Raw genomic sequence first — 23,910 nt, 5'->3', positions numbered from 1 at the left:
CTCCCAAGCTTTCTTACTTGATTGGTCGACTATGCTTCAATCACATGGCCTTCCTTATCCTTTGCAATTTTAGCACTACTTGGAATGCCAAAGAAGTACGTTGCAACAAATCCACCTGCGTAAGCAGCCAACAAACCAATGACGTAGCCTAACCAATGACCATTGGCAATCAATGGAATTAAGGCGACACCAGAGGGACCGATTGCTGTGGCACCAATATTGCCTAAGCCACCAATAACAGCACCACCAATACCACCACCGATACATGCAGTAATAAATGGACGACCTAATGGCAACGTGACCCCATAAATTAAGGGTTCGCCAACACCTAAAATTCCAACTGGTAATGCCCCTTTAATCATGTTCGATAGTTGTTTATTGTTCCGGCAACGAATCCAAAGGGCAAGGGCAGCACCAACTTGTCCCGCACCAGCCATAGCTAAAATAGGCAATAATGGCGTCATACCAAGTTTATTAATCATTTCAATATGAATCGGCGTCAAAATTTGATGTAACCCAAACATAACCATCGGTAGGAAGAATAGCCCTAGAACAAAGCCAGAGACTGCCCCACCGACGTTCAAGATCCATTGAATAGCACCGACCAAACTATTAGAGATAACTCCCGCAATCGGCATAACCAAGAAGATCGTAAAGACGCCAATAACTAGTAACGCAATCGTCGGCGTAATAATAATGTCAATTGAATCTGGAACAACTCTGTGCAACCATTTTTCAACAATTGATAAGACCCAAACGGCAAAAATGACCCCAATAATACCACCTTGACCAGCTGATAGTGCTTGTCCATTAAAGATATTGTGGATTGGCGCTTGCGGAGTAACCCCCGTCAACAGTGTAACCGCACCAATCACACCACCTAATCCGGCTGTGGCACCAAAAACAGTCGCACTATTGATACCAACATAAATCACCAGATATGAGAACAGACCACTATTGATAACTTTTAGCACGGTAATGAAATCCGTCCAACTCTTACTAATATCTCCCGCTAACATCATGTTGGACAAAATCGAAGCAATCCCAGAAATTAACCCGGCACCGACGAATACTGGAATCAAAGGAATAAAAATACTAGAAATAGCACTTAATACTTTTCGAACCGGTGTCTGTTTAATCTTGGCCTTTTGTGCTGCATGAACTTCCTTGGCCTTGGCTTCAACCATTTCCTTATCTCGTTGATGTTCCGACTTAGCGTCAGTCGTATCATCTACAAAAGTACTTGGATCTGGAAATGGTTCACCAAGTCCAACACCAACTTGTTTGACCATGATGTCAGCGACTTTATCAACTGTTCCTGGACCCACAATCACCTGAAGCGTGTCTTCTTGAACAACCCCCATGACACCATCGATGGCTTTTAATCCATCCATATCTACTAATGAGTCATCCCGGATCGTCATCCGAACCCTTGTCATGCAATGAATCAGCTTCGCAATATTTTGTGGTCCACCTACATTCGCATAAATACCATTAGCTATTCGTGTGTACTTGTCTTCAGCCATAATGCACCCTCCTTTTAATTAACTGCCTGTCGAACAAAACCATGTGCCTGATTTAATCGCTGACTAGCCTCATCCTTACTCATTCCCGTCAAGACCATAACAATGGCCAACTTTACATCATGATTGGCAACTTCAAATGCATTTGCAGCGTCATCTGAGGAACAATCAGTTGCTTGTACGATAATCCGCTTGGCACGTTCGACTAGTTTCTCATTTGTTGGCTTAACATCTACCATCAAATTCTTGTATACTTTACCGATACCGACCATTGATGCAGTCGAAAGCATATTCAACACTAACTTTTGTGCCGTCCCCGATTTCAAACGAGTCGATCCCGTCAGCACTTCAGGGCCAACTTCGACCTCAATTGGAATTTGCGCATGTTGACTGATAATTGCTTCTGAATTGCAAGCAATACTAATTGTCATCGCGCCCACCGTATGGGCATAATCTAGCCCGCCGATAACATAGGGGGTACGACCACTGGCGGCAATCCCGACCACGGTATCATGTGGAGTTAACTTCAAATCGATTAGGTCCTGTTTACCCAGCTCCAATGAATCTTCTGCGCCTTCCACTGCAACCGTCATCGCGGACATGCCACCAGCGATTAATCCCTGTACCATCTCAGGCGAAGTACCAAAAGTTGGCACACACTCTGCAGCGTCCAGCACCCCTAAACGTCCGCTAGTACCTGCGCCCATATAGATTAAACGACCACCCGCTTTAAAATTCACAACGATGCTATTAACAGCGCTTTCAATTTGTGGCAAAACTTGCTTAATTGCCAACGGGACTTGCTGATCCTCCTGATTCATTAGCGTCAGCATCTCTTTTACTGATAGTGTATCTAGCGACATCGTTTTCCGATTACGCGTTTCAGTCGTTAATTTTTCTAAATCCAACTTACCTCATCCTTTCTTAATAAACCGAATTGGACAGTTACTTCCAATCCACGGTAATAATGCTAAGTCTGAAGGCACGACCCAGCCGACAACATTGACTCGTGGATCCGCAGCTAATGTCTTCTTTACAATTTCGAATTCTCCAACGTAGCGGCCGTAACGTTCATTATCAATTGTAATGGCACCACGTGGTCGCGAAACTGTTTGCAGCGGCGATACAGCTGTGAATCGCTGACGACCTTCTACTAATCGAACCACATCTCTGGCAACATCCGATCGATTATGCCAATCCGACTCAAACAATGCCTCATTTGATGACTGAACAGTTAGCTGAACCGTATTACCATTAAAATACGCTTCAAATTGACTACGCACACGTTTACTCAACCCCGCATCCCCGATATAAACCTTATCGACAGCTAAATGATTGATCAGTTTCAAGGTTGCAGCTAATGGATGCTCAGATCGATCCGACTCAAGCGTTGGTAAGCCTGCATATATTGGACCACGTAAATCTTCATCACCGGCCACAAAAGCCATCGTGGTGAACCCCTGCGTCTTTAGCCACTGATTCTTTGCTTTTAGCCAATCATCATCAAGGCCTGTTTCTGGTCGCGGATAATAATTGTGCCAGGCCTCCAGTTGCTTAAAGTTCGCATGGTAGTGATGTAATTCAGCAACGTCCTCAGCACTGATCGTACTAGCATTCAGTGCAATTGGTATTTGTCGTGAAAGTTTGGCAACATCGGACATCAAGACGCCATCGTCGACACGTAACGCTGTCAATCCAATTTCGGCTAATTGTTGAATATCATCCAGCTCAATCCCCATCTTTTTTAAGCCATCAGCTGAAATATCGGCTGTTAAGCTAAGCTTTAGTTTCTTGCATAAGCCTCCCAATTCTTTTAAGCGTGGTAAATAGGCCTGCTCATCATCTTCCGGAATATGTAACGAGGTGAAGATGCCTTTAAAACCCGATTGTTGCATATTCTCAATCAAATTGATTTGGTTGTTTGTTAAATCATGATTTAGATAAACCGAGAAACCTAACATTATTCAGCCTCCTGACATTGGCAACGCTTTCATCACCATTAAATATATCATTGTTGTAATTAAATTACAACACAAAAGTTATTTTTGACCATTATTATGTAATTTAATTTCCGATTTAGACACAAAGACACACGGTCAATCATCGTAATTAGTAATTCACAGTTACTATGAGTTGATAGTTAAAACCAATCATTGCTAGCCATATTCCGTGCTACGATTAAAGTAATGAAAGCGTTCCAGCAGAAGGGAGTAACTTTAAATGGACAAATACCAAGCCGGTAGTTACCATATCATTGCTGATGGTTATCTGCATGATCTGCCAATCACAATAACCTTCACTAAAGATAAAATCACGGGAATTACGGTCAAGCCTGGAACCAAATTGCACGGACTTGAAAAAGAAGCAATTCCTAAAGTTGTCGACCGAATTTTAACTCAACAAACCGTTGATATTGATGCTGTCACTGGCGCAACGGTTACAAGTGATGGACTAGTTGATGCGCTTACCGACGTCATTGATCAAATGCCTGATTCTGTCAGCAAATATAGCCATCAATAACTTTAAAACTCAAAAATGCTGTCGTGTAATCACAAACACGACAGCATTTTTCATATATAACACATCTAAACCTCTTAGCATTAATCTTTTAGTTTAGTCATTATTAATTGTTCAACGTCACGCTGCTGAGTCATATCCTTAATGTGGTAGGGTGCGACCTCAATCGGCCGTAACTTATCATCAACAGCTACGAAGATCAGAACGCCTTCACCAACTTTTTCAGCATTGTTATCTATGTCACGCTTCAAAACCTCTGTAAAGAACGTCATCGTATGCCGACTGGTTTTTAGAAGGGTTGTCCGAAACCAGATATGATCACCAACATGACCTGGTTTAGTGAAATTGAACTGCTTGATAGCAACCGTTAATACTCTTGAATGAGTGTACTCATTAGCTAATAGTCCAACAGTCGAATCACATTGCTTCAACAACACGCCACCATGTAAAATTTTCAAATGATTTAGCATACCAGGCTCAACATAGAAATCCCCAGATTCAACTTGATAAAACGAATTATCCATCAATATCACCATCTTTATGATTTTGATTAAGCATCCATACTTGTTACGCCCCAGCCGTCATCACCACTACTAAGATGCATCGGGCGATAAAAACTAGAAGGATGCGATTTAAGAAATGCGATGAGCACTCTCTTTTTAGCCTTACCAGAGCTCGTCTTCGGTAGCTTATCAACAATAATCAATCGTTCTGGCCAAATTTTTTTAACGACATTATGCTCAGCTAAAAACTGCTTAACTTGTTGAAGTGTCACCGAAATATTAGGATCACTTAATACGACAAATGCCCCAATCAACTCACCTAGTCGCTTATCCTTGATGCCAACAGCTGCAGCTTCCTTAATATTTGGATACTGTTGCAATTCTCGTTCAACGACATACGCTGGGATATTCTCCCCGCCACGAATAATAATATCCTTACTACGGCCATCAACTTCAAGGGCGTGATCTGCATTCCAATGACCAATATCGCCAGTATCTAACCAGCCGTCAGGGCTCAAAACTTGGTCCGTGCGTTCTTGATCATGATAATACCCTGAAAACACAACTGGCCCTTTTGCCATAATTCGACCTTCCTGATTAGTTTGCGTAATTTTTTGATGTTGGTTATTTAAGATAGCGACAGACATCCCATCGATTGGGTAGCCTCCCGTTAATTGTCCTTCCTTCATTTGATAATATGCGGGCGAGGTACAGACAAATGGAACACACTCAGTTAACCCATAAATATTATAGACTGGCACCGCCAACTTCCATGCAGTGCGTAGTAATTCGTAGCCTAATGGCGCGCCCCCTGAGATAATAAATCGTAATGATTTAGGTCTAGTCGACCATTCAAAGATATCGAAAATCACAGTAGGAACCGTCACCAAATACGTGCACCCATAATCGTTAATTGCCCGTTTTAAAGTATCAGGCGAATAATGTTCAATTAAAACTAATGTGCTTCCTGCGAGAATTGTTGAGATTAACCCATGATGAAAACCTAATGCATGATATAACCCTGATGGCAATACCTGAACATCACTATCTTGAATACCGTAAATTCGATTAAATTGGAGCTCACTATACAGAATATTCTGATTGGTCAGCATAACACCCTTTGCCGCACCGGTTGTTCCAGAAGTACATAAGATAACTGCCGGCGAATTACCAACAATCGTCTTAGTCTGGTGATGTTCATCCGTCATTATCTGTAAATCGGTTTGGCCAAGTCGGACAATATGCTTGTTATAATCATTAAGCAACTGGTTATTAAAGCTTAGTGAATTACATCCATCACTTTTTGTAATAATCACTGTCGGTGCCATTTTTTTAATTAAGCTACTGGTCTCTTCATCATCCAAGTGAGGATTAAGTGGCAAAATTGTCAGGCCACGTTTAAAGCAAGCAATAAATAGCTGAATCGCTGTCACATTAGTTGCCAGCTGAATCGCCACAACGTCGCCGCTAACTAATCCGTAAGCATCCAACATATCGCCAGCCTCTTCACTGAGCTGATCGACATCTTCATAACTGTATCGTTGCTTGTTCTGAATCAAAAAGGTATGCTGTGGCGTTTGGCGACACCGCTGATTCCATAGTGCAGCAATCGTCATCGGGAAAGCACTGGCAGTTAATAATTCATCCGAATTAGCCATAACCCTTACCTCCTAACTAGCAACCGGTGCCTTCAACACACTTATTAATTGCTTAACGACTTCGTCTGCATCACCCACGATACCTAAATCTGCCAACTTAAAGATTTCAGCATTAGGATCATTATTAATGGCGATAATAAACTTGGATTGGTCCATGCCCACCGTATGCTGGAGTGCACCAGAAATTCCAGCAGCGATGTAAACGTCTGGTTTAACAACCTTGCCAGTCTGGCCAATCATCTTATCAGCCTCAACCCAGCCAGCTTCAACCGCTACTCGGGTTGCGCCAAGGCTGCCATGCAGTTGATTTGCTAGATCTTGTAAGAGCTGAAAGCCCTCTGGTCCTTGCATTCCCTTGCCACCAGCAACAACGACTTTTGCATCCGTCAAAGCGTCAACAACCTGTTCAAATGGCTGGTAAGTCGTGTTATCACTGGGTGCAACGTCAGACAACACATGCTCATTAACTGGCGTTGATTCGCCAATTTTCGCTGCTACAGCAATATGTCCTACTTCACAGGTCATCAAAGCTTGACCGTTTGTCGGTACCGCAATGTGCTTTAACAATTCTCCACCATAAATTCGTTTTTCCAAAGAATAACTGTCATCAGCTGTCACAATTTTCTCGACATCCGTAACTAATGGTTCGTGTAGTTTGGCTGCGACTTGTTTTGCAATACTACTAGTTCCAATATCATTGTTAAATAGGACAAATCCATGTTCTTGCCCAGCTAAAAAGGTACTAATCGTTGCTGCAGTTTGTTGCACATTAATCTTGGTAAATTGAGCATAGGTTAAGAAATCTAGTTCTCCTAGTCCAACGCCATCATATATCGCGACCATGTCTTGGCTATTCTGCGCTAATACCACGGCTTTGATGGGTTGCGCTTTGAAGTTATGCTGCGCAAACTGAATCAATTTCAAATTATCTTCCTGATTATCTTCACCGGCCAATAAGACTAAATATACTGATTCATTTGACATTTTGGCACCTCCCTCATAAAACGCCTTGTTGTTTAATGGCACTCACCAATATTTGAATTGATTCTGTTTTATCTGACTCATAATCAATCGTTTTGGCAGGTTGTTGTTCTGGCAAACGTACGATTCGCTGATTGCCAACACTACTGGTCAGCTGCCGCCACTCATCGTTTGTGAGCAACGACAATTTTGAAATTTCAATCGTGTCGATCTGAGCTCGTTTAGCAGCAATCTTTGTCTTAAAGCTTGGAAGACGCGGCTTATTGATCGTCGAATCTACAGAGATGACTGCAGGCAATTTTAACTGTCCACTCACAGTTCCTTGTGCCCACTTCATTTTATAAGTAAGCTGCTCAGACTGTACCGGCGTTAACTCATAGACATTATCGTAGTATGGTAGCTTTAACGCATCTGCAATCAAACTACCCGTTGTCCCTTGAGCATCGTCAACTGCCTCTTCACCAGTGACGATAACATCATAATTCGCAAGTTGATGCGCGGCTTCTGCCAAAATAATTCCAGGGACAACCTTCGCATCTTGAATATCACTTTTAATCGTAATTGCTTGTTGCGCACCCATTGAAAGTCCTGCACGCAACGCAGAATCCGTGACATCGTCCTCACCATAAGACGCTACTGTGACGGTTCCTGAATCGCCAGCAAGCTGCAGTGCTGCTTCAATCGCTCGCTTATCAACAGGATTTAAGAACACAACGCCATTTGGAATTAACTGTCCATTGTCATCTATTGCCGGTTGCTTATCCGTACCTAGAATACCTTTAATAAATACCAGACTGTTCACGTTCTTACCCCCTATCTATTGACGATATTCACGATCTAATTCATGTGCGACCGTGACACGTTGAATTTGATTAGTCCCTTCAAAAATCTGAAATACTTTGCAGTCACGCATTAGTTTTTCAACTGGAAATTCTTTAGAGACACCATAACCACCAAAGATTTGGACTGCATCTGACGTTACTTGCTGAACAGCATCAGTGACAAAAGTTTTGGTCATTGCGCCTTCTTTTCGTACTAAACTGCCAGCATCCATCATTTTCATCGTATTGTTGACCATTAACCGTGAAGCTTCCGTTTGAATCGCCATATTAGCTAGCATTTCCTGAACTGCTTCAAATTTCATGATCGGTTGCTTAAATTGTGTCCGCTTCTGTGCATACTTAACCGATTCATCTAGCGCACGTTGCATAATACCAACAGCTAGCGTTGCAACAAACGCCCGTGATAGGTTCAAGCTATTCAACGCAACCTTCAGGCCGTGGCCCTCTTCACCAATCAAATTGCTTGCAGGGACCCTGACGTGATCAAAAGTCACATTGGTTGTATTGGATAAACGCAGTCCCATCTTGTCTTCATGCTTACCAGCAGTAATGCCGCCACGTGATTTTTCAACGATAAAGGCGCTCAATCCTTTGTTACCATCATCAGAAGTTCGGAAGATTCCCACAAAAATATCTGCTAAACTGCCATTAGTGATAAAGGCTTTTTCACCATTCAAAATATAATCGTCGCCATCACGAGTTGCGGTTGCTTGAACTGATCCGGCATCCGTTCCAGCATCTGCCTCACTTAATGCAAAGGCAGCAAAAGCCCCTGGCGCAATAACATCCGCAAAATGTTGAATTTGTGCTTCGTTACCTGCAATCATTACCGAACGTAATGCTACAAAGGTCGAGACTAACGTGATCGCATAACCGGCGTCATAACTTGCCAACTTTTCAAAAATCATCGCAGTTGTTTCATATGATAATCCTGCACCGCCGTACTTTTCCGGAATTTCAAGCATGTGTAGGCCCATATCAAATGCCAGCTTGAATAACTCAGGCGGACATTCACCCTCTTGGTCATATTTCTGAATATCCTTCGTGGAGAGATTTTCATCCGCAAACTCTTTGACCATATTGATAAAATCTTTTTGTTCATCTGTATATAATAGTGCCATTTTTCTCACCCCTTATTTGACTGGATCCCCAATATGCCGGGTTGTCCCAGCCGCGCCATCAGCAACTAACTGGTTGATCTTGTCCTGCGAGTACCCTAATTCGCTCAATACTTCAATCGTATCCGCACCTTGAGCACGCGAAATCTTAAGTTCTGGATCACCCATTGATTCAAACCGAACGGGATTAGTCGGAATTAACCGCTTATTACCTGATGGATACTGCAATTTGCGTAATTCATCATTATCGAGTGCTTCTGCGTCGTCATAGATTTCTGTTGGAACGTAGCACGCCTCTAACGGCAAATCATTCTCTTTGAATAAATCAACCCAATGCTGTAACGGTTGTTTCTTAAATTGTTCGTCCAAAATCGCAATAAACTCACGGTTAAGGTTAGCCTCGTTAATATGATCAATATTGTTATAACGTTCATCGTCCACTAAATCTGGACGACCGATCAACTTCATGACCTTGTTATAATCACGGTTAAAGACTGGGACACACATGACAAACCACCGTTCATCACTTGTTTGAAAACAATCGTTAAATGGATTGGCCACGTTTAACCGACTCTTCGGGTAAGTATTGCCATATTGAGCAGAAACCATGGCGACATTTTGCATGAATAATGCCGCATGATGCAGGCTAACAGTGATTTTATCGCCCTTACCAGTCCTTGCTTGCTTAATCAATGCGGCACAGATTCCGGCCGTTAAGCACATCGAAACTTGAAAATCACCGTACCCATTGGCAGGGTTCATTGGACTTTGCCCTGCTTCCATTGTGGTACCAAGCACCCCACCGCGAGACATATAGGCAGTCGCATCAAATCCCGCAGCGTCCTTGTTCGGCCCGTGCTCACCATACCCTAAGACTTGGGCAAAAATCAGTCTTGGAAATTGCTTTTTTAAATGATCATAATCAATTCCTAAGTGTTTGAGTGATTTAGTCCGAATATTCGTCAGAAACACATCAGCATCCTTCAGTAGATCGTCGAAGGCTTGAAGGCCCTCCTCTTTTTTGAGGTTTAATGTGACAAACCTCTTATTGAGATTTGAAATATCAAATCCCAAATTTTCATCATCTGAGTAATGCATGTTAAACACAGCCCCCTGTGTTCGCTCCGCATCTCCTTTGGGTGGTTCCACCTTAATGACGTCAGCACCCCATTCACCTAACACCCGTGCAACTGTTGGTGCTGCTAAAAACGTTGTCATATCAACGATTTTAATTCCATCTAGAGTCTTACCCATGATACTTTCCTCCTAAACAAACATGCCGATAGCATGATTAACCTATACTATCGGCATATTTTTACGATTTATTATTCAATAATGCCGTCATTAGCAATCAGCTTCCGCGCTGCCGTAAGACGTTGGACTGAACGAGGTCCTTCTTCAAGCCACATTGCCCGGCAATCACGATACATCCGTTCAACAGGGCCGTATGGGTTATCTTCGAAGTAACCAATACCACCAAAGATTTCAAGGCAATAGTCCGAAACCAACTTGACAGTGTTGATACTGAATAATTTGCACATCGCTGCTTTCTCTTCAATATCTTCACCACGATCGTATTGATCTGCTAAGTTATGAAGCATTGTCCGTAAGGCAAAAATCTCAGTTCCCATATCAGCAATTTCTTGTTGGATTGCTTGACGCTTTACTAATGGCTTACCAAACGTTACCCGGTCTTTAGCCCGTGCAATCGCCATTTCAAGCATCCGTTGACTCATCCCAAGGTTACTTGCTGCAATGTGTGCCCGTGAAATTGATAACGAAGCAATTGCAACATGTAAGCCATCGCCTTCTTCACCAAGCAGATATTTCTTATTAACCCACATGTTAGTGAACTTTAAGCCAGCGTGACCAGCACCACGGCATCCCATCATGTGTGGCATTGGAACGATTTCATATCCTGGCGTGTCAACTGGAACATAGAATGCACTCAAGCGCTTAGAGCCTTCAGCATCTGGATCTGTTACGGCAATAACATAGGCAGCATCACTGCAATCTGTGTGAGAAATCAACGTCTTTTCACCATTTAAGATGTAGTCGTCTCCATCCTTAACAGCAGTCGTATGCAAGTCAGCACCAGTACCACCACTCTCTTCGGTCAAAGCAAAACAAGTAAAAATACTTTTATCTTGTAACTTTGGCATGACTTCAGCTTTCAATTCTGGTTGACCAAATTCGTCCATGATCCGCCAGTTCAAGTCAGCAGCATAGTGCAAGTGCATCCGCATACCACCAGGACCCCGTGAGAACATTTCTTGGACTTGGAAGATTTGTTTACAACTCAATCCAAAGCCACCATATTTTAGTGGTAAGGCAAAACGATATAAATCATTATCGATTGCTAGTTCAAAGAACTTCTTTGGGAAACGATTCGTCACTTCGACTTCTTTTTGTAAGTAATCGAATTCATTTTCTGCCAAATGCTTAATTTGCTTTAGATATAATGCAAATTCTTCATCTGTCATCTTAGTCCCTGGTTTTGTGTGTACTAACTTCTTAGTAGGTTCATATGGTAAAGTTTCTGTAGCTTCCATTATTTAGCACGCTCCTTTAAATTTCTTTGTGTTCCGATACCTTTTAACATTAGGATTAGATCAATCACTAATCCGACCGCCGCAACGCCAATGGCAACTAAATATGCTGGGTAATACGCCGTAACACCAGCCGTCTTATTGGTAAACAAGGCGGCAATTTGTGGTCCAACCAGCGCACCAATCGCATAGCCGAAAAACATTAAGCCGTAGTTGATTCCCGAATGTATTTGGCCGAATGTATTTCCTGTAAGCGTTGGATAAACCACTAAAACACCTCCGAACGATGCCCCCAATAACACGAGGAAAATAACGAATGTAACGATGTTAGCGGAAAATCGCAAGCCCGCTAGTCCGATAATTGTGAGAATTAAAATTCCAGCTAAAGTTTCGGTTTGACCAAACTTATCAACTAGTTTTCCTGTTAATAGTCGGCCACCAAAGTTAGCCAATGTGTTAATCACAACCATATTAGCGGCAACGACCGGTGTCATACTCAGTTGAATCTGTGCAATCATTGATAACGATCCAATTAGCATAATTCCGGCAGTACATGAGATGGAGAATAATAACAATAGCGCCCAAAACTGCCATGTTTTTAGCATTTTCTGAGGTGTAAAATCATTGTTGTCGCTAACAATCTGTGCCTCTTGAGTCTGCTGTTCTTCTGGTGTGTCCATCATCCAGCCAACTGCCCAGCAAATAACAAGATAGGCAATACCAATTGGGACAAAGCCCATCATGCCATAACTGTTGCATAGGATAGCGCCAGCCTTTGCGAGTACCAACGGCCCCAATGACGCTGCACCAAGTAGCAGTCCTGAAATCGTTCCACGTTTTTCTGGGAACCACTTCAATGCCGTTAAAAGTGCGGGATTATACATAATCCCATTTCCGGCACCAGCCATTAATCCAACCGTTAAGTATAAAAAGAACAAATTATGAACAAAAGCGGTAAGAAACCATCCTAAGCCAAAAATCAATCCGCCAAAATACATCAACTTCTTCGCACCAAACTTATCCATGATGTGTCCTGATGCAACCCCAAAGCACGCCATAAAGAATTGGTAAAGTGTCAACGTCAGTGCGACTTGTGATTCAGTACCACCAGTAGCTTGTTGCAATGGGATTGAAAATACTGAAAATGCCGAAGATGCAGCACAACAGAATATAATAAAGAACGCAGCGGTAAATACATGTGAACGGTGAACCGTTCTAATATTAGTCGTTTCCATTACTTTCCTCCTTTCTATCGGCTGAGGATGTTACCGCTTCCTTACACTCTTTATACTAGTGCCTTAGTTCACAAAATAAAAATTCCAAAAATAATTAGATCCATAGCTTTTAAAAATATCAGCTTTACACCAAGCTTCCAAATTCATTTCAGAAGTGTTAATTCGAAAAATATTTTTGTGAATTATTTATTTTATCGCGATTTTTGTTGCCTACTTATTGGGATTTATGACGATTGATAGCCTAGATTTATCAATTAATAGAATTTGCCTACTTTATGTCGGAACCGTTTTCATTGTATAGTGTAGAAGAAGTTAACCACGATGCTTTTCGCTTTTAGGAGGGATTTCTGTTGAATCTTAATCAGCTTTACTATTTCCGAACTTTAGCAGAATTTCAACATTATACAAAAGCTGCTGCACATTTGTACATTAGTCAACCAAGTCTTAGCAACGTCATGAAGTCACTTGAAAAAGAGCTTGGGTGTGTCTTGTTTGAGAAGACTGGACGAAACGTTAAACTCACAGAGTATGGTCGAATGTTTTACAACACCACATGCTCAACTCTTAACATCCTTGACGAAGGAAAAACTGAATTAGCGCAAAAAATAAAGCGTGATGCTGGTATTATCAACATCGCTTGCATCCCAACATCAATTGGGACACGCTTGCCAAAACTAATTAAGGATTTCCAAGAGAAGAACACTAAATCACCGTACTTTATTCTCCATGATGCATTCTCGCTCCCAATTCTAGATGGCCTTACGAACGGTAAGTATGATATCGGTATCTGCTCACGAGACCTGCACTATCAAGAGCTTTCCTTTATTCCACTATTTTCTGAAAAAATCATGGTGATCGTACCACCTACTCATCCACTGGCTGCGAAGAAGAAATTAACACCCTCGATGCTACGACACTACAACTTAATTACGTATTCAGAGAAGACACCAATTGGGGCTTCAGTGCGGCATGAGCTCAATGCAAAATGCCCAAATCTGACTTTTGCCGAATCGTACGATGGTGAAATTGCTATTGCCGGGCAAGTCGTAGAAAATAATGACGTTGGCATCGTTGCCGACACAGTTCTAGTCAACATCTTTAACGTTGTTAAGGTCCCACTTGCTGTTCCAAGTGATACGCGTACGGTCTACATCGCATACAATCACACCCGCCAGATTGCGCCGACACTCCAAGCTTTTATTGACTATATTCAAAGCACCAATGCACAACATTACACTACGGTTTAGATAATGATGACATCAAGCATAATGCTGACGATAGTACGGCTTGATTCCAGCGACAGTTTAATATGGCTATTTTAGTGTATAATGTGGATTTCGATTGTATGGATATGAAAAGTCCGTCCGAAGATGTTGAGAGAATCTTCGAACGGACTTTTTTGGACAGAATACTTTTCGAATTTAAAATACGCTGATATATCAGTGATTGTGGCAGAACTCATTGATAATTCAAATTCAAATCGAATTTAAATCATTCCAGTAAATATCCATCATAGAAAGCTCTTAGAAGGCGTAATGAATGGCATCCTTATACTCATTGTATAGATGCTGATTCAATCGATCTCCGCCATCTAGATTAGCAGAATAGAAAATCGGTGGCGTCTCTACTCCCAAATCAACTAATTGTTGATTCACCTCAACTACGATGGTGTTCAAAATTGAGGCACCAATAACAGTTGAAGTTGGTCCAACTTTTTGGGCAACATTTTTAATTTTGCAAGATGCATCACCGATATCACCATAATTATCAATAACAACATCTGCGATTTCAAACAAACGTTTTCCGGAAGAATGACGACTTGTCACCGATTTTGAATACGCTAGATTAGTCAGGGCAATGATTTTTACCCCTTTTTCTTTAGCAGCCATTCCTAAATCAATAATAACCGGATTACGACCAGAAACTGAATGTAAAATCAGCACATCGTTCGCTTTAAAATCCACTGTGCTGGCTAAAGCAGTTCCGTAGCCTTCAAGCCTTTCCATCTTGCTTGTAAAAGTAATCGGCTTTCGATCCAACATCACTTCGCGTCCAAAAATAGCATTAATTGTCATCATACCGCCCGCACGATAATACATCTCTTCAGATAAAATACCAGCATGGCTGGCCCCGAATATATATACCGAATGTTTATCCATCGTTGCTGTTACCATTAATTGAGCAGCCTGTTCTATCTTGCCAGATTCTTCCTTTTCAACATCAGCTAGAATTTCACGAATCTTATTTATATACTGAAATGCCATTAGAAACCTCCAAATAATCGACCAACACCTTCGGCAAACATTCCCCATAGAGATAAGTCATTACCACCAAAAATAAGAATCCAATTACGAATGGTTGATCCTAATAATATAGCTGAAAAGCCTACTAATGCGATCATAGCAACAGATGCCACAGCTGTACCAACAATGGCGCCACGCAGGCCACCCTGACCTTCACCAATAACCGCTGCACCACCACATTCAAAGAAGCTTGTGATGACCATCGGAACAATTAGGATACCAAATAAGTGCACTGAATTAGCCACAACTACCAAGATTGTTGACGTTATCATTGCGGTTAGAAAACCAATAATAACTGCATTAGGACGATAGTTGAATAGGATTGGAACATCAAAAGCAGGTTTAGCACCAGGAACAACTTTTTCTGCAATACCTTGGAATGCTGGCACAATTTGATTGATTAGTAAGCGGACCCCATACAGCAAGATCAGCAATCCAGCGCCAAAGGTTAAGCCTTGATTTAGCGCATACATAACGACATTGCTACCACTTGGAACCAATGAAGGTGCGATTATTCCCACGACAATATCCACAATGAACATTACCAAACCACCAGTAATTGAAATTTCTCTGAAGAATGACAAGCCTTCTGGAATTTTTAGATCCTCAGTTGAATGTGACTTATTACCAACATGCTTAGCCACAAACCCTGATATCAGTGACAATATCCCTGTAGGATGTCCAATCAGGAAGGAATCATCTCCAGTAGCTGCCCAAACATACTTGCGCATAATCCACGGCATGCATGACCAATAACAGGCTGAAATAATCGCACCCAATACTACTAGCAGCACTCCTTTGACGCCAGCCTCAACCAATCCAGCCACAATCACAAAGGGTACCCACCATAGCATATGCCCGGTTAAAAAGATTGTCTTAATTGGTGTAAATCGAGCAATTAACAAATGAACGATTAGTCCAAAAAACATAGCCATCCCAACAGCCCCACCATAGTCCGCTGTAAATGTGATATCCGACAACCCTTTGGCAACTTTGACACCCATTTGAGTTTGAACTGCCGTATTAATGTTGGCGATAATAGTTGTCAGCATGTTAACGCCTTCGGTCAAAATTAGCATTCCAAAAGCAGCAGTTAAGCTGCCCTTTACAATTTCGTCAATTTTTTTCTTTTGAATCGCTAAACCTAATGCAGCAATTAGGCCTAGTAGAATTGGTGGATTTTGTAAAATGTTCGTCGCAATCCAGTTGATCATGTGTTATGCCTCCTGACTATCCAAATAAGCCCGCACTTGCTTTGACACTTCTTCTTTATCCATATACTTTTTAACTGGATAAACCGGATTTTTCACAGACGCTTTCAAGTCCTTTAATAATTCTTGACTAGTAAAATAGGCATCTGCCTCTGTCGCTTTGGCAGTCGCAATATCCGTATTTTCTACTGAAGCATCAATATTCATTTCCTTTACAACTTTATCCAGCGTCATTTTAAGCACCATTGAACTGCCAACACCAAATCCGCACACTGCAAGAAATTTCATTTCTATCCCTCCAACTAATTAAAAAGCTTTGCGATTTGTTCACGATTTCCTGTCAAAATTCTTCGATATTTTTGTTCATCCATAAAAATACTCATGATTGCTTGTAACCACTCTAAATGGCTGGTATTATCTTTGGCTGCTAAGATCAAAAATACTTTCACCGGTTTTCCGGCTAAGTCAACAGCTTGCTTCGTGACTAGCAGTGACATTCCAGCCCGACTGACGCCGACCCCTGGCCGAGCATGCATTAGCGCAAAATAGTCTGTTAATACCATATAAGGGCCATTACTGTTCACACTTGCAATCATATTCTCCACATAAACAGAAGAAATCATCTTGGCCTTCAGTAATGGTTGACTTGCCAACTTAATTGCACTTTTCCAGTCATTAATATGAGTGACAACCTGGATTGCATCATTTGAGAGAATTGCTTTTACCACGATTCATTTAACCTCCATCATTTTAGAAATAAACCAGCTTTTGTCCTCAATCCCTTTCATCAGCAAATTCATAAACGGTTCCACGTAAGCGCTATCTTTTTCGCGTATCATTAACAGGGCCACAACGTCGACACTGACGTTGTCCCAAATAATTGGCGTATCCAAAATCAATACCGTAATACAAGTTTGATCCACCAGTGATGGCTTACCGTGAGGAATGGCGAAACCATTTCCTAAGTAAGTAGACTGTACCGCTTCACGCTTTAATACTGACTCTCTAAATGCTCGTTGTCGTTCATCACTTTTCCAATAATTCTTACTTTGCAAATATTCAATTGCTGTTAAAAAGTTTGGTACATCATCAAAAAAGACATGTCCAGTTAGCATTTTCAAAGCTGGCGTTAAACTAGTTTCATTAGATACGATTTCACGACTGTTTTGCGCTAATGTAATATCAATATATCTGCTCATAATTTTTTTCATATCTTCTGCCGACATTAATGGCGAAATTTTCACATATGATATTCTCGCATCAGTAATTATGACAGTTGAAATGATTAGATCCACATCTGACAGATCTTGTTGTTTCAGCTTATCAACTGAAACAACTTCGATTAGCGTAATATCGGGCAAAATCTGGCGTAATTTAGCAGATATTAATGCACTAGTTCCAATACCATTGGGGCATACGAACAATACTTTTCGGACCTTCTTGCTACGCTCCAGCGCTGCTTGGAAATGAATGGTAACAAAGCCCACTTCATCTGCTGAAATCATTAAATTATTGTCATTGCCAAAATCATTAAGCGCATACCATACGACACCAAATAATTTACGATAACTTTTACGTATTTCATCTAAAACTGGGTTAATTACGGTTGTATGAGCCTGTAGTCGTAAAACTAACTGGTACAGATGCACCATCAAGTCTGATTCCAAACGACTGTCCTGGCTAAAATCAGTGTTAACTCCTTCGCCGACACGAACAATAAGTTGCTTAACCTTTACTTTAAACGAGTCAGGAATTGTACTGTTTACCATAAAATATTTGAAACCATTTCCCAAAATCACGTAAGTTAAATACTGAAAATCAGCTTTTGAGAACTGATAAATTCGATTGTCCTCAATAGACTTCAATAACTCGTATACTAACGGATATTTATCGAATTGAAAAAACAGCTTACCAAATTGGCGTTTAGTACCCAATTGAATGTGCTGATTCTCCTTTCCACGTTGTATCACGATAACTGTAGAAATTAGAATATCCTGTAAATAACTTTCCGGCACTTCAATTTGTGATTGTCTCAAAATCGATCTAAAAAGTATTGCAACTTGTTCATATAACGATTGATCCAGTAACGTTGACAACATAAAATGATTCGTTTTGATGTCGTTTATTAGATCCATAATGAGCCGCTTTAAAACACGTTGCCTTGAAATTTCACCTCCAGTCAAATACGTGCCTGAATTATCAAATGTCAGCCTTACCTTTTCTTCGGCCAATATTTGTTTCACACTCGCAATGTCGTTAGCGATACTGCTTCGTGAAACATAGTACTCATTCGATAATTGTTGATAACTTAGATGTTCGCTATTCAGTAACCGCTGCAGAATTAAATACTTTCGTTCCTTGCTACTTAGGTTTTGATTTGCTTTCAAGTGATCACCTTCAATTAGTAGTGTAGTTGACTAGCCCAAGACTAGGTAGACCAAAAAAATACCAAGGTATTATTAAAAAGCTGAACACCTTGAATTTTAGTGAGAGTACTTTAAAGGACGGTATTATAAAGTGAATCACTTTATAGTACCGTCCTTATTCTTAAAAGCTAGCTATATGCTTTTATGTCGTCATAAAACAAGCACCAGAAAACTATCTGACCTGGCGCTCACGAAACTGAATCGGTGAAAGCCCTGTCTTTTTACGAAACAGCCGGCTAAAATAATGCGGGTCTTCGTACCCTACCTTGTTAGCAATTGCCGTAACAGTGTATTGTAAAATTGGCGAAGTTAGCAGTTCTTGCGCCCGTTGAATTCGATATGCTATCAGATATTCCGAAAACGTTCTACCGTAAACTTGCTTTAATTGTCTACTTAAATAAGTATCGCTAACAAACAGTGCACTAGCAACTTGCCCTAAAGAAAGCCCCTTTTCAGAATAATGTGATTCAATGTAAGATTTTACATTATCTGCCAAGGTAAGACTCGCCGCTACGTCACTAGTTGGCGCTATTATTAGTCGGTGCTGGAATACAGTCATCAGTTTTTGTAGATCAGATCTGGGAATTGGCTTTAATAAGTAATCAATGACTTGTAACTTAATTGCTCGCCTTGCAAAATCAAAATCATCAAACCCACTGATAATGACGACCAATATATCTGGATAGCGATGATTAATTAGCTCAATTAAGTCCAAGCCGTTCATATCTCCAAGATTTATATCAATTAACGCTGCTGACACCAAATGCTTATCAACATAATCCAAAGCCTCCCGACCAGTACTAGCAGTTATTACCTCATCAAATGGTGACTGAATTTTTTGCAAGTAATTGGCCAATCCATTCCGCAATGCTTGTTCATCATCAACAACCATCAGTCTTCTCATATTTAAACACCCCCACTAAAGCGATTCATCAACTAATGGCAAGACCAGTACAGCTGTCGTTAGTTTCTCGTTACTATGATAACGAAGGTATGCTCGCCCACTATAAACTAATTTCAATCGATGTCGAATATTATAAATACCATAGCTATTTTGCCCCGCGTTATAACTACCATCATTTAGCTTTCGAACTAGTTCTTTTGATATTGGCTTTCCATTGTTACTGACCATCAATTTCAACTGTGTGGATGATATTAGTGATGCACTAATTTTCAATTCGTTGTCAGTATTCTCACTACATCGAAGCCCATGGTTAATCGCATTCTCTACTAATGGCTGTAAGATGAAATGCATTACAGGCTGATCCATCAACGAATCATCAATATCAATTGAAAGTTGACGTATCTTTGGAAAACGAACGGCCTGAATTTTAAAATAACTTTGAACATGAATAATTTCATCCCTTAATGTCATAAATTCACGACCATGATTAAGCCCTTTTCGGAAAAAAACACTCAAGTTTTCAATCATCATAAGGGCATCATCAGTCTCATCGCCCATAATCTGCCACTGAATAGTATCCAATGTGTTATATAAAAAATGCGGTTGGATCTGAGCTTGTAAGACCTGAATGGTGGCCTCACGATACTTAGTCTCATTCTCATAAACTCGATCTAGTGTTTGATTGAACGTCGTTGCCAACATTCGAATTTCTTGTGGTCCTTCAACGGTTGCTCGAATAGCATAACCACCATTTTGAATTTCATTCATAGATCGTGTAAGATTCTCAATTGGTCGTACAATTCGTCGTAATAGCAAGATTAACAATAGGCCCAATAAAGCAATTACAACCAAAATAATAATCAATAGCAATCGAATAAGATGTTGCGTGCCTTCACGCAGTTCCTTTTTCTGAACCACATAATTCACTTTCCATTGAGGTAATTTATTCAACTTAGTTGTGAGCAATAGCTCCTTTTGGGGATCGATTTGTGGCGAGTCAGTCCCGCGCCCCAATAGCATTCCAGTCCCATCGTAGATTGACAAATCATGCGTCAGTGCCTCCACTTTTGTCAATGGAATTGCGGCTGCAACATAAGCAGTATGATCTGGTAATGGCTGAGTTAATCGGTACAAAATAATGACAATAGATTGGTGGTCCTCCTGAGAAGTTAATAAATTACTGACTGTATAGACTCGTTTAGGATATCGCTGCATCTCTCGATAATAAGAGCGGTGTCGCACTGAGAAGCTAGGAAATGAATCGGAATATGAAATCCCATCACGCGATACTAGTCGAATCGAAACATAGTTATGCTTATCAAATCCAGAAAGCGTTTTCGTCTCGTTGAATAATTGCTGTCTAGTATACTTACGCTGTCCAGATAAGTTTGCAAGCAGTCGTAACTCTGATAATCTCTCTCCAAACCAATCGTCAATTTGGTTTCCCCGGTCATCAACCATTTGTTGCGTCATTGTAGTATTAATTGGCATGACATTTCGAGCTAACTCAATACGCATAGCACCATAAATCGTTCCAATCAGCGTTAACGAGATGAATATAAATAACCAAACAACTTGCTTTTTGATCGAGCCCATTTTGATCCCCCCAGATTTTCTAGCTTCCCTTCCCCTTCTTTTGAGTATTATTTCACAATTAAGTCATGAAAGTCCACCTTATCTCTTAAAAGTCCAACGACGTTCTACCCATCAGCCCATATAATATATATTAACAAATACCTATTTTGGAGGCTTCGATATGAAAAAAAGATGGGGAAGCATCATTTTGGCGATTATCTCAATATTCCTATTAACAGCTTGTTCATCAAGCAACAAGTCGCAAACTATTACCGGGACCGGGAATGGCAAGCACGGTAGTATCAAAGTTGCCGTAACTTTTAAGGGGGATTCAATAAAAAACATCAAGGTTCTCGAACAAAATGAGAACAAAGTACTGTCTAAGCCGGTCTATAAGCAACTAAAAGATACCATTGTTGCCAAAAATTCAACTGGTGTTGATGTTATAAGTGGCTCAACGGCAACTAGTAAAGGATATATCGCGGCCGTGAATGATGCTGTCAAAAAAGCAGGTATCTCGCTTAAGGCGGTTAAAATAAAATCCAGTTCTGCCAAGCCTAAGATTGCGAAAACCAATAACTATGATATCGTCGTTGTTGGTTCTGGCGGTGGTGGCTTCGCAGCTGCAATTGAAGCCAAACAAGCTGGCAAGAAAGTCGCAATTATCGAGAAAATGCCAACAGTTGGCGGGAACACTCTAATTTCTGGAGGGGAAATGAACGCACCAGGTAACTGGGTTCAAAAGAAACTCGGTACCAAGGGTGATTCTGTCGCCAGCTATTATAAAGATACGATGAAAGGCGGTGATAACCTCGGTGATCCAGAAATGGTTCATATCCTTGCCAATAATGCGTTAGGATCCGCCAAATGGTTGCGTGACGATATCCATGTCAAGTTCATAAATAACCAACTCTTTCAGTTCGGCGGTCATAGCTATAAGCGCGCTTTAATCCCCGTTGGACATACTGGACAAGAATTAGTGACTAAACTGAACACAAAAGCTAAATCTTTGAATATTCCTATTTACGTCAACATGAAAGCCAAGTCCTTAATTCAAAAGGATGGCCGTGTCACCGGTGTCAAAGCACAATATCAAGGTAAACGAAATATTACTTTCAATGCCAAAAAAGCTGTTATCTTAACAACTGGTGGTTTTGGTTCAAATGTGAAGATGCGTACAAAATATAATAAAGAATTCGATCAACGTTATAAGTCTACTGATACAGCCGGAACAACCGGAGATGGCATCACTATGGCTCAACAAGTAGGTGCCAAGTTAACTAACATGAAATACATTCAAACCTATCCCATCGCCAATCCCAAAACCGGTATGATTTCACTATTAGCTGACACTCGTTTTGACGGTGCCATTCTGGTTAACCAAAATGGTCAGCGCTTTGTTGAAGAACTTGAGCGCCGAGACGTTATTTCTAAAGCCATCTTAAAGCAACCTGGTAGTTATACGTATCAGATTTGGAATGACAAAATCGATGGCATTTCGAAAACGAAAGCTGCTCACAAAGCTGAATATGATGAATTAATTAATGAACATCTTCTTTACAAAGCGGACACAATCAACGAATTAGCAAAAGATGTTAATATCGATCCAGCTGCATTAAGCGCAACAATCACCAAGGTTAATCAATATGCCAAAATAGGAAATGATAAAGATTTCCATCATCGTGCCGGCTTGGTGTCCTTAGCTAAAGGACCCTACTATATTGAAAAAGCCGTTCCATCAGTTCATCATACTATGGGTGGCTTAGTTATCAATAAACAGACACAAGTTCTGAATACTGATGACCAGGTTATTCCTGGATTATATGCCGCTGGTGAACTAACTGGTGTTATTCAAGGTTCAAACCGTCTTGGTGGTAACGCCATTGCTGATATTATCACTTTTGGACGCATCGCTGGCCAATCAGCAGGAAAGCTGTAGTTTATTGATATAGCCATGAATCAAGTCATACTATCATTGAATTCAAAAAGAAGTAGAAAGCCAATTTGACGGCCCTCTGCTTCTTTTATCTTTATTGCCACATTTAAGCAACACCAGAGTCAAACATTCTTTGACTCTAGTAATAGCAAGAGCGGCGCCACTCTTTCCATCAACAACCTCAGATTTTGCTTACCTTCCCTGATCGCCCTTTCTAAGTCAGTGACTTGTTGAATCAGGGAAAGGGCAGTCGTAAATCCAGCAGCGTGTACTTCTGATGGTGTCAATTGAATACTGCCAGCAACACAAAGACACGGCTTGTGGAATCGCCGCGCAATTTGTGCGACTTGTACCAGTAACTTTCCATGTAGTGATTGATGATCCAGTTGGCCCTCACCGGTAATGACAACATCCGTTGCTGCGATTTTATCTGCGAGTTGTGCCACATCGCTCATCATCTGAAAGCCCGGCACCACAGATGCTCCTAATAAGCGTAGCGCAAATCCCATGCCGCCAGCAGCGCCATCTCCTGCTAATTGTCCCTGATTAATAGGATCTACTTGTTGAGCAAAATGTTGAAACCGACGCTCAAAATCCTTTAAATTCGCATCCGTCAGGCCTTTTTGCGG

The 23,910-nt window shown here is 41.0% G+C and carries 22 protein-coding genes; 3 read left to right on the top strand and 19 right to left on the bottom strand.

What is annotated here, in order from left to right:
• Positions 1-29 precede the first annotated feature (29 nt).
• From KGF70_RS10580 to KGF70_RS10570, 3 genes are read right to left on the bottom strand one after another with little or no spacing between them, the layout of a single operon-like run.
• On the bottom strand, positions 30-1,526 hold the full coding sequence (locus tag KGF70_RS10580; protein WP_216768673.1) for a PTS transporter subunit EIIC: 1,497 nt from the start codon (positions 1,524-1,526) through the stop codon (positions 30-32).
• A gap of 14 nt (positions 1,527-1,540) precedes the next feature.
• A complete protein-coding gene (murQ, locus tag KGF70_RS10575) occupies positions 1,541-2,431 on the bottom strand; it encodes an N-acetylmuramic acid 6-phosphate etherase (RefSeq protein ID WP_082230201.1) in 891 nt (296 codons plus the stop codon).
• Between the two features lie 6 nt (positions 2,432-2,437).
• A complete protein-coding gene (locus KGF70_RS10570; RefSeq protein WP_216768674.1) occupies positions 2,438-3,484 on the bottom strand; it encodes a DUF871 domain-containing protein in 1,047 nt (348 codons plus the stop codon).
• A gap of 259 nt (positions 3,485-3,743) precedes the next feature.
• Between KGF70_RS10570 and KGF70_RS10565 the strand changes: the two genes are divergently transcribed.
• On the top strand, positions 3,744-4,043 hold the full coding sequence (locus KGF70_RS10565) for an FMN-binding protein (protein ID WP_050338208.1): 300 nt from the start codon (positions 3,744-3,746) through the stop codon (positions 4,041-4,043).
• Positions 4,044-4,123: 80 nt separating this feature from the next.
• Here KGF70_RS10565 and KGF70_RS10560 read toward each other — a convergent pair whose 3' ends face one another.
• From KGF70_RS10560 to KGF70_RS10525, 8 genes are all read right to left on the bottom strand, one after another.
• A complete protein-coding gene (locus KGF70_RS10560; protein WP_216768675.1) occupies positions 4,124-4,564 on the bottom strand; it encodes an acyl-CoA thioesterase in 441 nt (146 codons plus the stop codon).
• Between the two features lie 26 nt (positions 4,565-4,590).
• Positions 4,591-6,201, bottom strand: a complete 1,611-nt coding sequence (locus KGF70_RS10555) for a class I adenylate-forming enzyme family protein (RefSeq protein WP_216768677.1) — start codon at positions 6,199-6,201, stop codon at positions 4,591-4,593.
• A gap of 12 nt (positions 6,202-6,213) precedes the next feature.
• Complete coding sequence (locus KGF70_RS10550; protein WP_216768679.1) at positions 6,214-7,185, bottom strand: electron transfer flavoprotein subunit alpha/FixB family protein; 972 nt, start codon at positions 7,183-7,185, stop codon at positions 6,214-6,216.
• A 13-nt stretch (positions 7,186-7,198) separates the two neighbouring features.
• The gene (locus KGF70_RS10545; protein WP_216768681.1) at positions 7,199-7,984 is read right to left on the bottom strand and encodes a hypothetical protein; all 786 of its coding nucleotides are present in this window, start codon (positions 7,982-7,984) and stop codon (positions 7,199-7,201) included.
• A 15-nt stretch (positions 7,985-7,999) separates the two neighbouring features.
• Positions 8,000-9,145 carry an acyl-CoA dehydrogenase family protein gene (locus tag KGF70_RS10540; protein ID WP_216768682.1) on the bottom strand — a complete coding sequence of 382 codons (1,146 nt, stop codon included), beginning with the start codon at positions 9,143-9,145 and terminating at the stop codon, positions 8,000-8,002.
• A 12-nt stretch (positions 9,146-9,157) separates the two neighbouring features.
• The gene (locus KGF70_RS10535; RefSeq protein ID WP_216768683.1) at positions 9,158-10,396 is read right to left on the bottom strand and encodes a CaiB/BaiF CoA-transferase family protein; all 1,239 of its coding nucleotides are present in this window, start codon (positions 10,394-10,396) and stop codon (positions 9,158-9,160) included.
• A gap of 71 nt (positions 10,397-10,467) precedes the next feature.
• Positions 10,468-11,694: an acyl-CoA dehydrogenase family protein gene (locus tag KGF70_RS10530; RefSeq protein WP_216768684.1), complete on the bottom strand. Its 1,227-nt coding sequence runs from the start codon at positions 11,692-11,694 to the stop codon at positions 10,468-10,470.
• The gene (locus KGF70_RS10525; RefSeq protein WP_216768685.1) at positions 11,694-12,926 is read right to left on the bottom strand and encodes an OFA family MFS transporter; all 1,233 of its coding nucleotides are present in this window, start codon (positions 12,924-12,926) and stop codon (positions 11,694-11,696) included. Before KGF70_RS10525 ends, KGF70_RS10530 begins: the two co-directional genes overlap by 1 nt.
• 350 nt (positions 12,927-13,276) lie before the next feature.
• On the opposite strand from KGF70_RS10525, the gene KGF70_RS10520 reads away from it, so the two are divergent.
• Positions 13,277-14,173 (top strand): LysR family transcriptional regulator, encoded by an 897-nt coding sequence (locus tag KGF70_RS10520; protein ID WP_216768686.1) that lies wholly within the window; start codon positions 13,277-13,279, stop codon positions 14,171-14,173.
• A 276-nt stretch (positions 14,174-14,449) separates the two neighbouring features.
• Here KGF70_RS10520 and KGF70_RS10515 read toward each other — a convergent pair whose 3' ends face one another.
• From KGF70_RS10515 to KGF70_RS10485, 7 genes are all read right to left on the bottom strand, one after another.
• Positions 14,450-15,190 (bottom strand): sugar isomerase domain-containing protein, encoded by a 741-nt coding sequence (locus tag KGF70_RS10515; RefSeq protein ID WP_216768688.1) that lies wholly within the window; start codon positions 15,188-15,190, stop codon positions 14,450-14,452.
• Positions 15,190-16,440, bottom strand: a complete 1,251-nt coding sequence (locus KGF70_RS10510) for a PTS ascorbate transporter subunit IIC (protein ID WP_105923492.1) — start codon at positions 16,438-16,440, stop codon at positions 15,190-15,192. The genes KGF70_RS10515 and KGF70_RS10510 overlap by 1 nt, the downstream gene beginning before the upstream one ends.
• A gap of 6 nt (positions 16,441-16,446) precedes the next feature.
• The gene (locus tag KGF70_RS10505) at positions 16,447-16,728 is read right to left on the bottom strand and encodes a PTS sugar transporter subunit IIB (protein WP_050338198.1); all 282 of its coding nucleotides are present in this window, start codon (positions 16,726-16,728) and stop codon (positions 16,447-16,449) included.
• Between the two features lie 14 nt (positions 16,729-16,742).
• On the bottom strand, positions 16,743-17,168 hold the full coding sequence (locus KGF70_RS10500; protein WP_105923487.1) for a PTS sugar transporter subunit IIA: 426 nt from the start codon (positions 17,166-17,168) through the stop codon (positions 16,743-16,745).
• Positions 17,169-17,171: 3 nt separating this feature from the next.
• Positions 17,172-18,827 carry a transcription antiterminator gene (locus KGF70_RS10495; RefSeq protein ID WP_050338196.1) on the bottom strand — a complete coding sequence of 552 codons (1,656 nt, stop codon included), beginning with the start codon at positions 18,825-18,827 and terminating at the stop codon, positions 17,172-17,174.
• 211 nt (positions 18,828-19,038) lie between these two features.
• Positions 19,039-19,770 carry a response regulator gene (locus KGF70_RS10490; RefSeq protein WP_105923488.1) on the bottom strand — a complete coding sequence of 244 codons (732 nt, stop codon included), beginning with the start codon at positions 19,768-19,770 and terminating at the stop codon, positions 19,039-19,041.
• A gap of 15 nt (positions 19,771-19,785) precedes the next feature.
• On the bottom strand, positions 19,786-21,366 hold the full coding sequence (locus tag KGF70_RS10485; RefSeq protein WP_105923489.1) for a sensor histidine kinase: 1,581 nt from the start codon (positions 21,364-21,366) through the stop codon (positions 19,786-19,788).
• Between the two features lie 160 nt (positions 21,367-21,526).
• On the opposite strand from KGF70_RS10485, the gene KGF70_RS10480 reads away from it, so the two are divergent.
• The gene (locus KGF70_RS10480) at positions 21,527-23,284 is read left to right on the top strand and encodes a flavocytochrome c (RefSeq protein WP_216768690.1); all 1,758 of its coding nucleotides are present in this window, start codon (positions 21,527-21,529) and stop codon (positions 23,282-23,284) included.
• Between the two features lie 119 nt (positions 23,285-23,403).
• Here the strand turns inward: KGF70_RS10480 and KGF70_RS10475 are convergent.
• The coding region (locus KGF70_RS10475) for a glycerate kinase (protein ID WP_216768691.1) at positions 23,404-23,910 on the bottom strand (507 nt) is incomplete at its 5' end.

It is taken from the genome of Lactiplantibacillus sp. 7.2.4 (genome assembly GCF_018991185.1).
Lineage (GTDB): Bacteria > Bacillota > Bacilli > Lactobacillales > Lactobacillaceae > Lactiplantibacillus > Lactiplantibacillus pentosus.
This window is presented reverse-complemented; position numbering and strand designations above follow the sequence as displayed.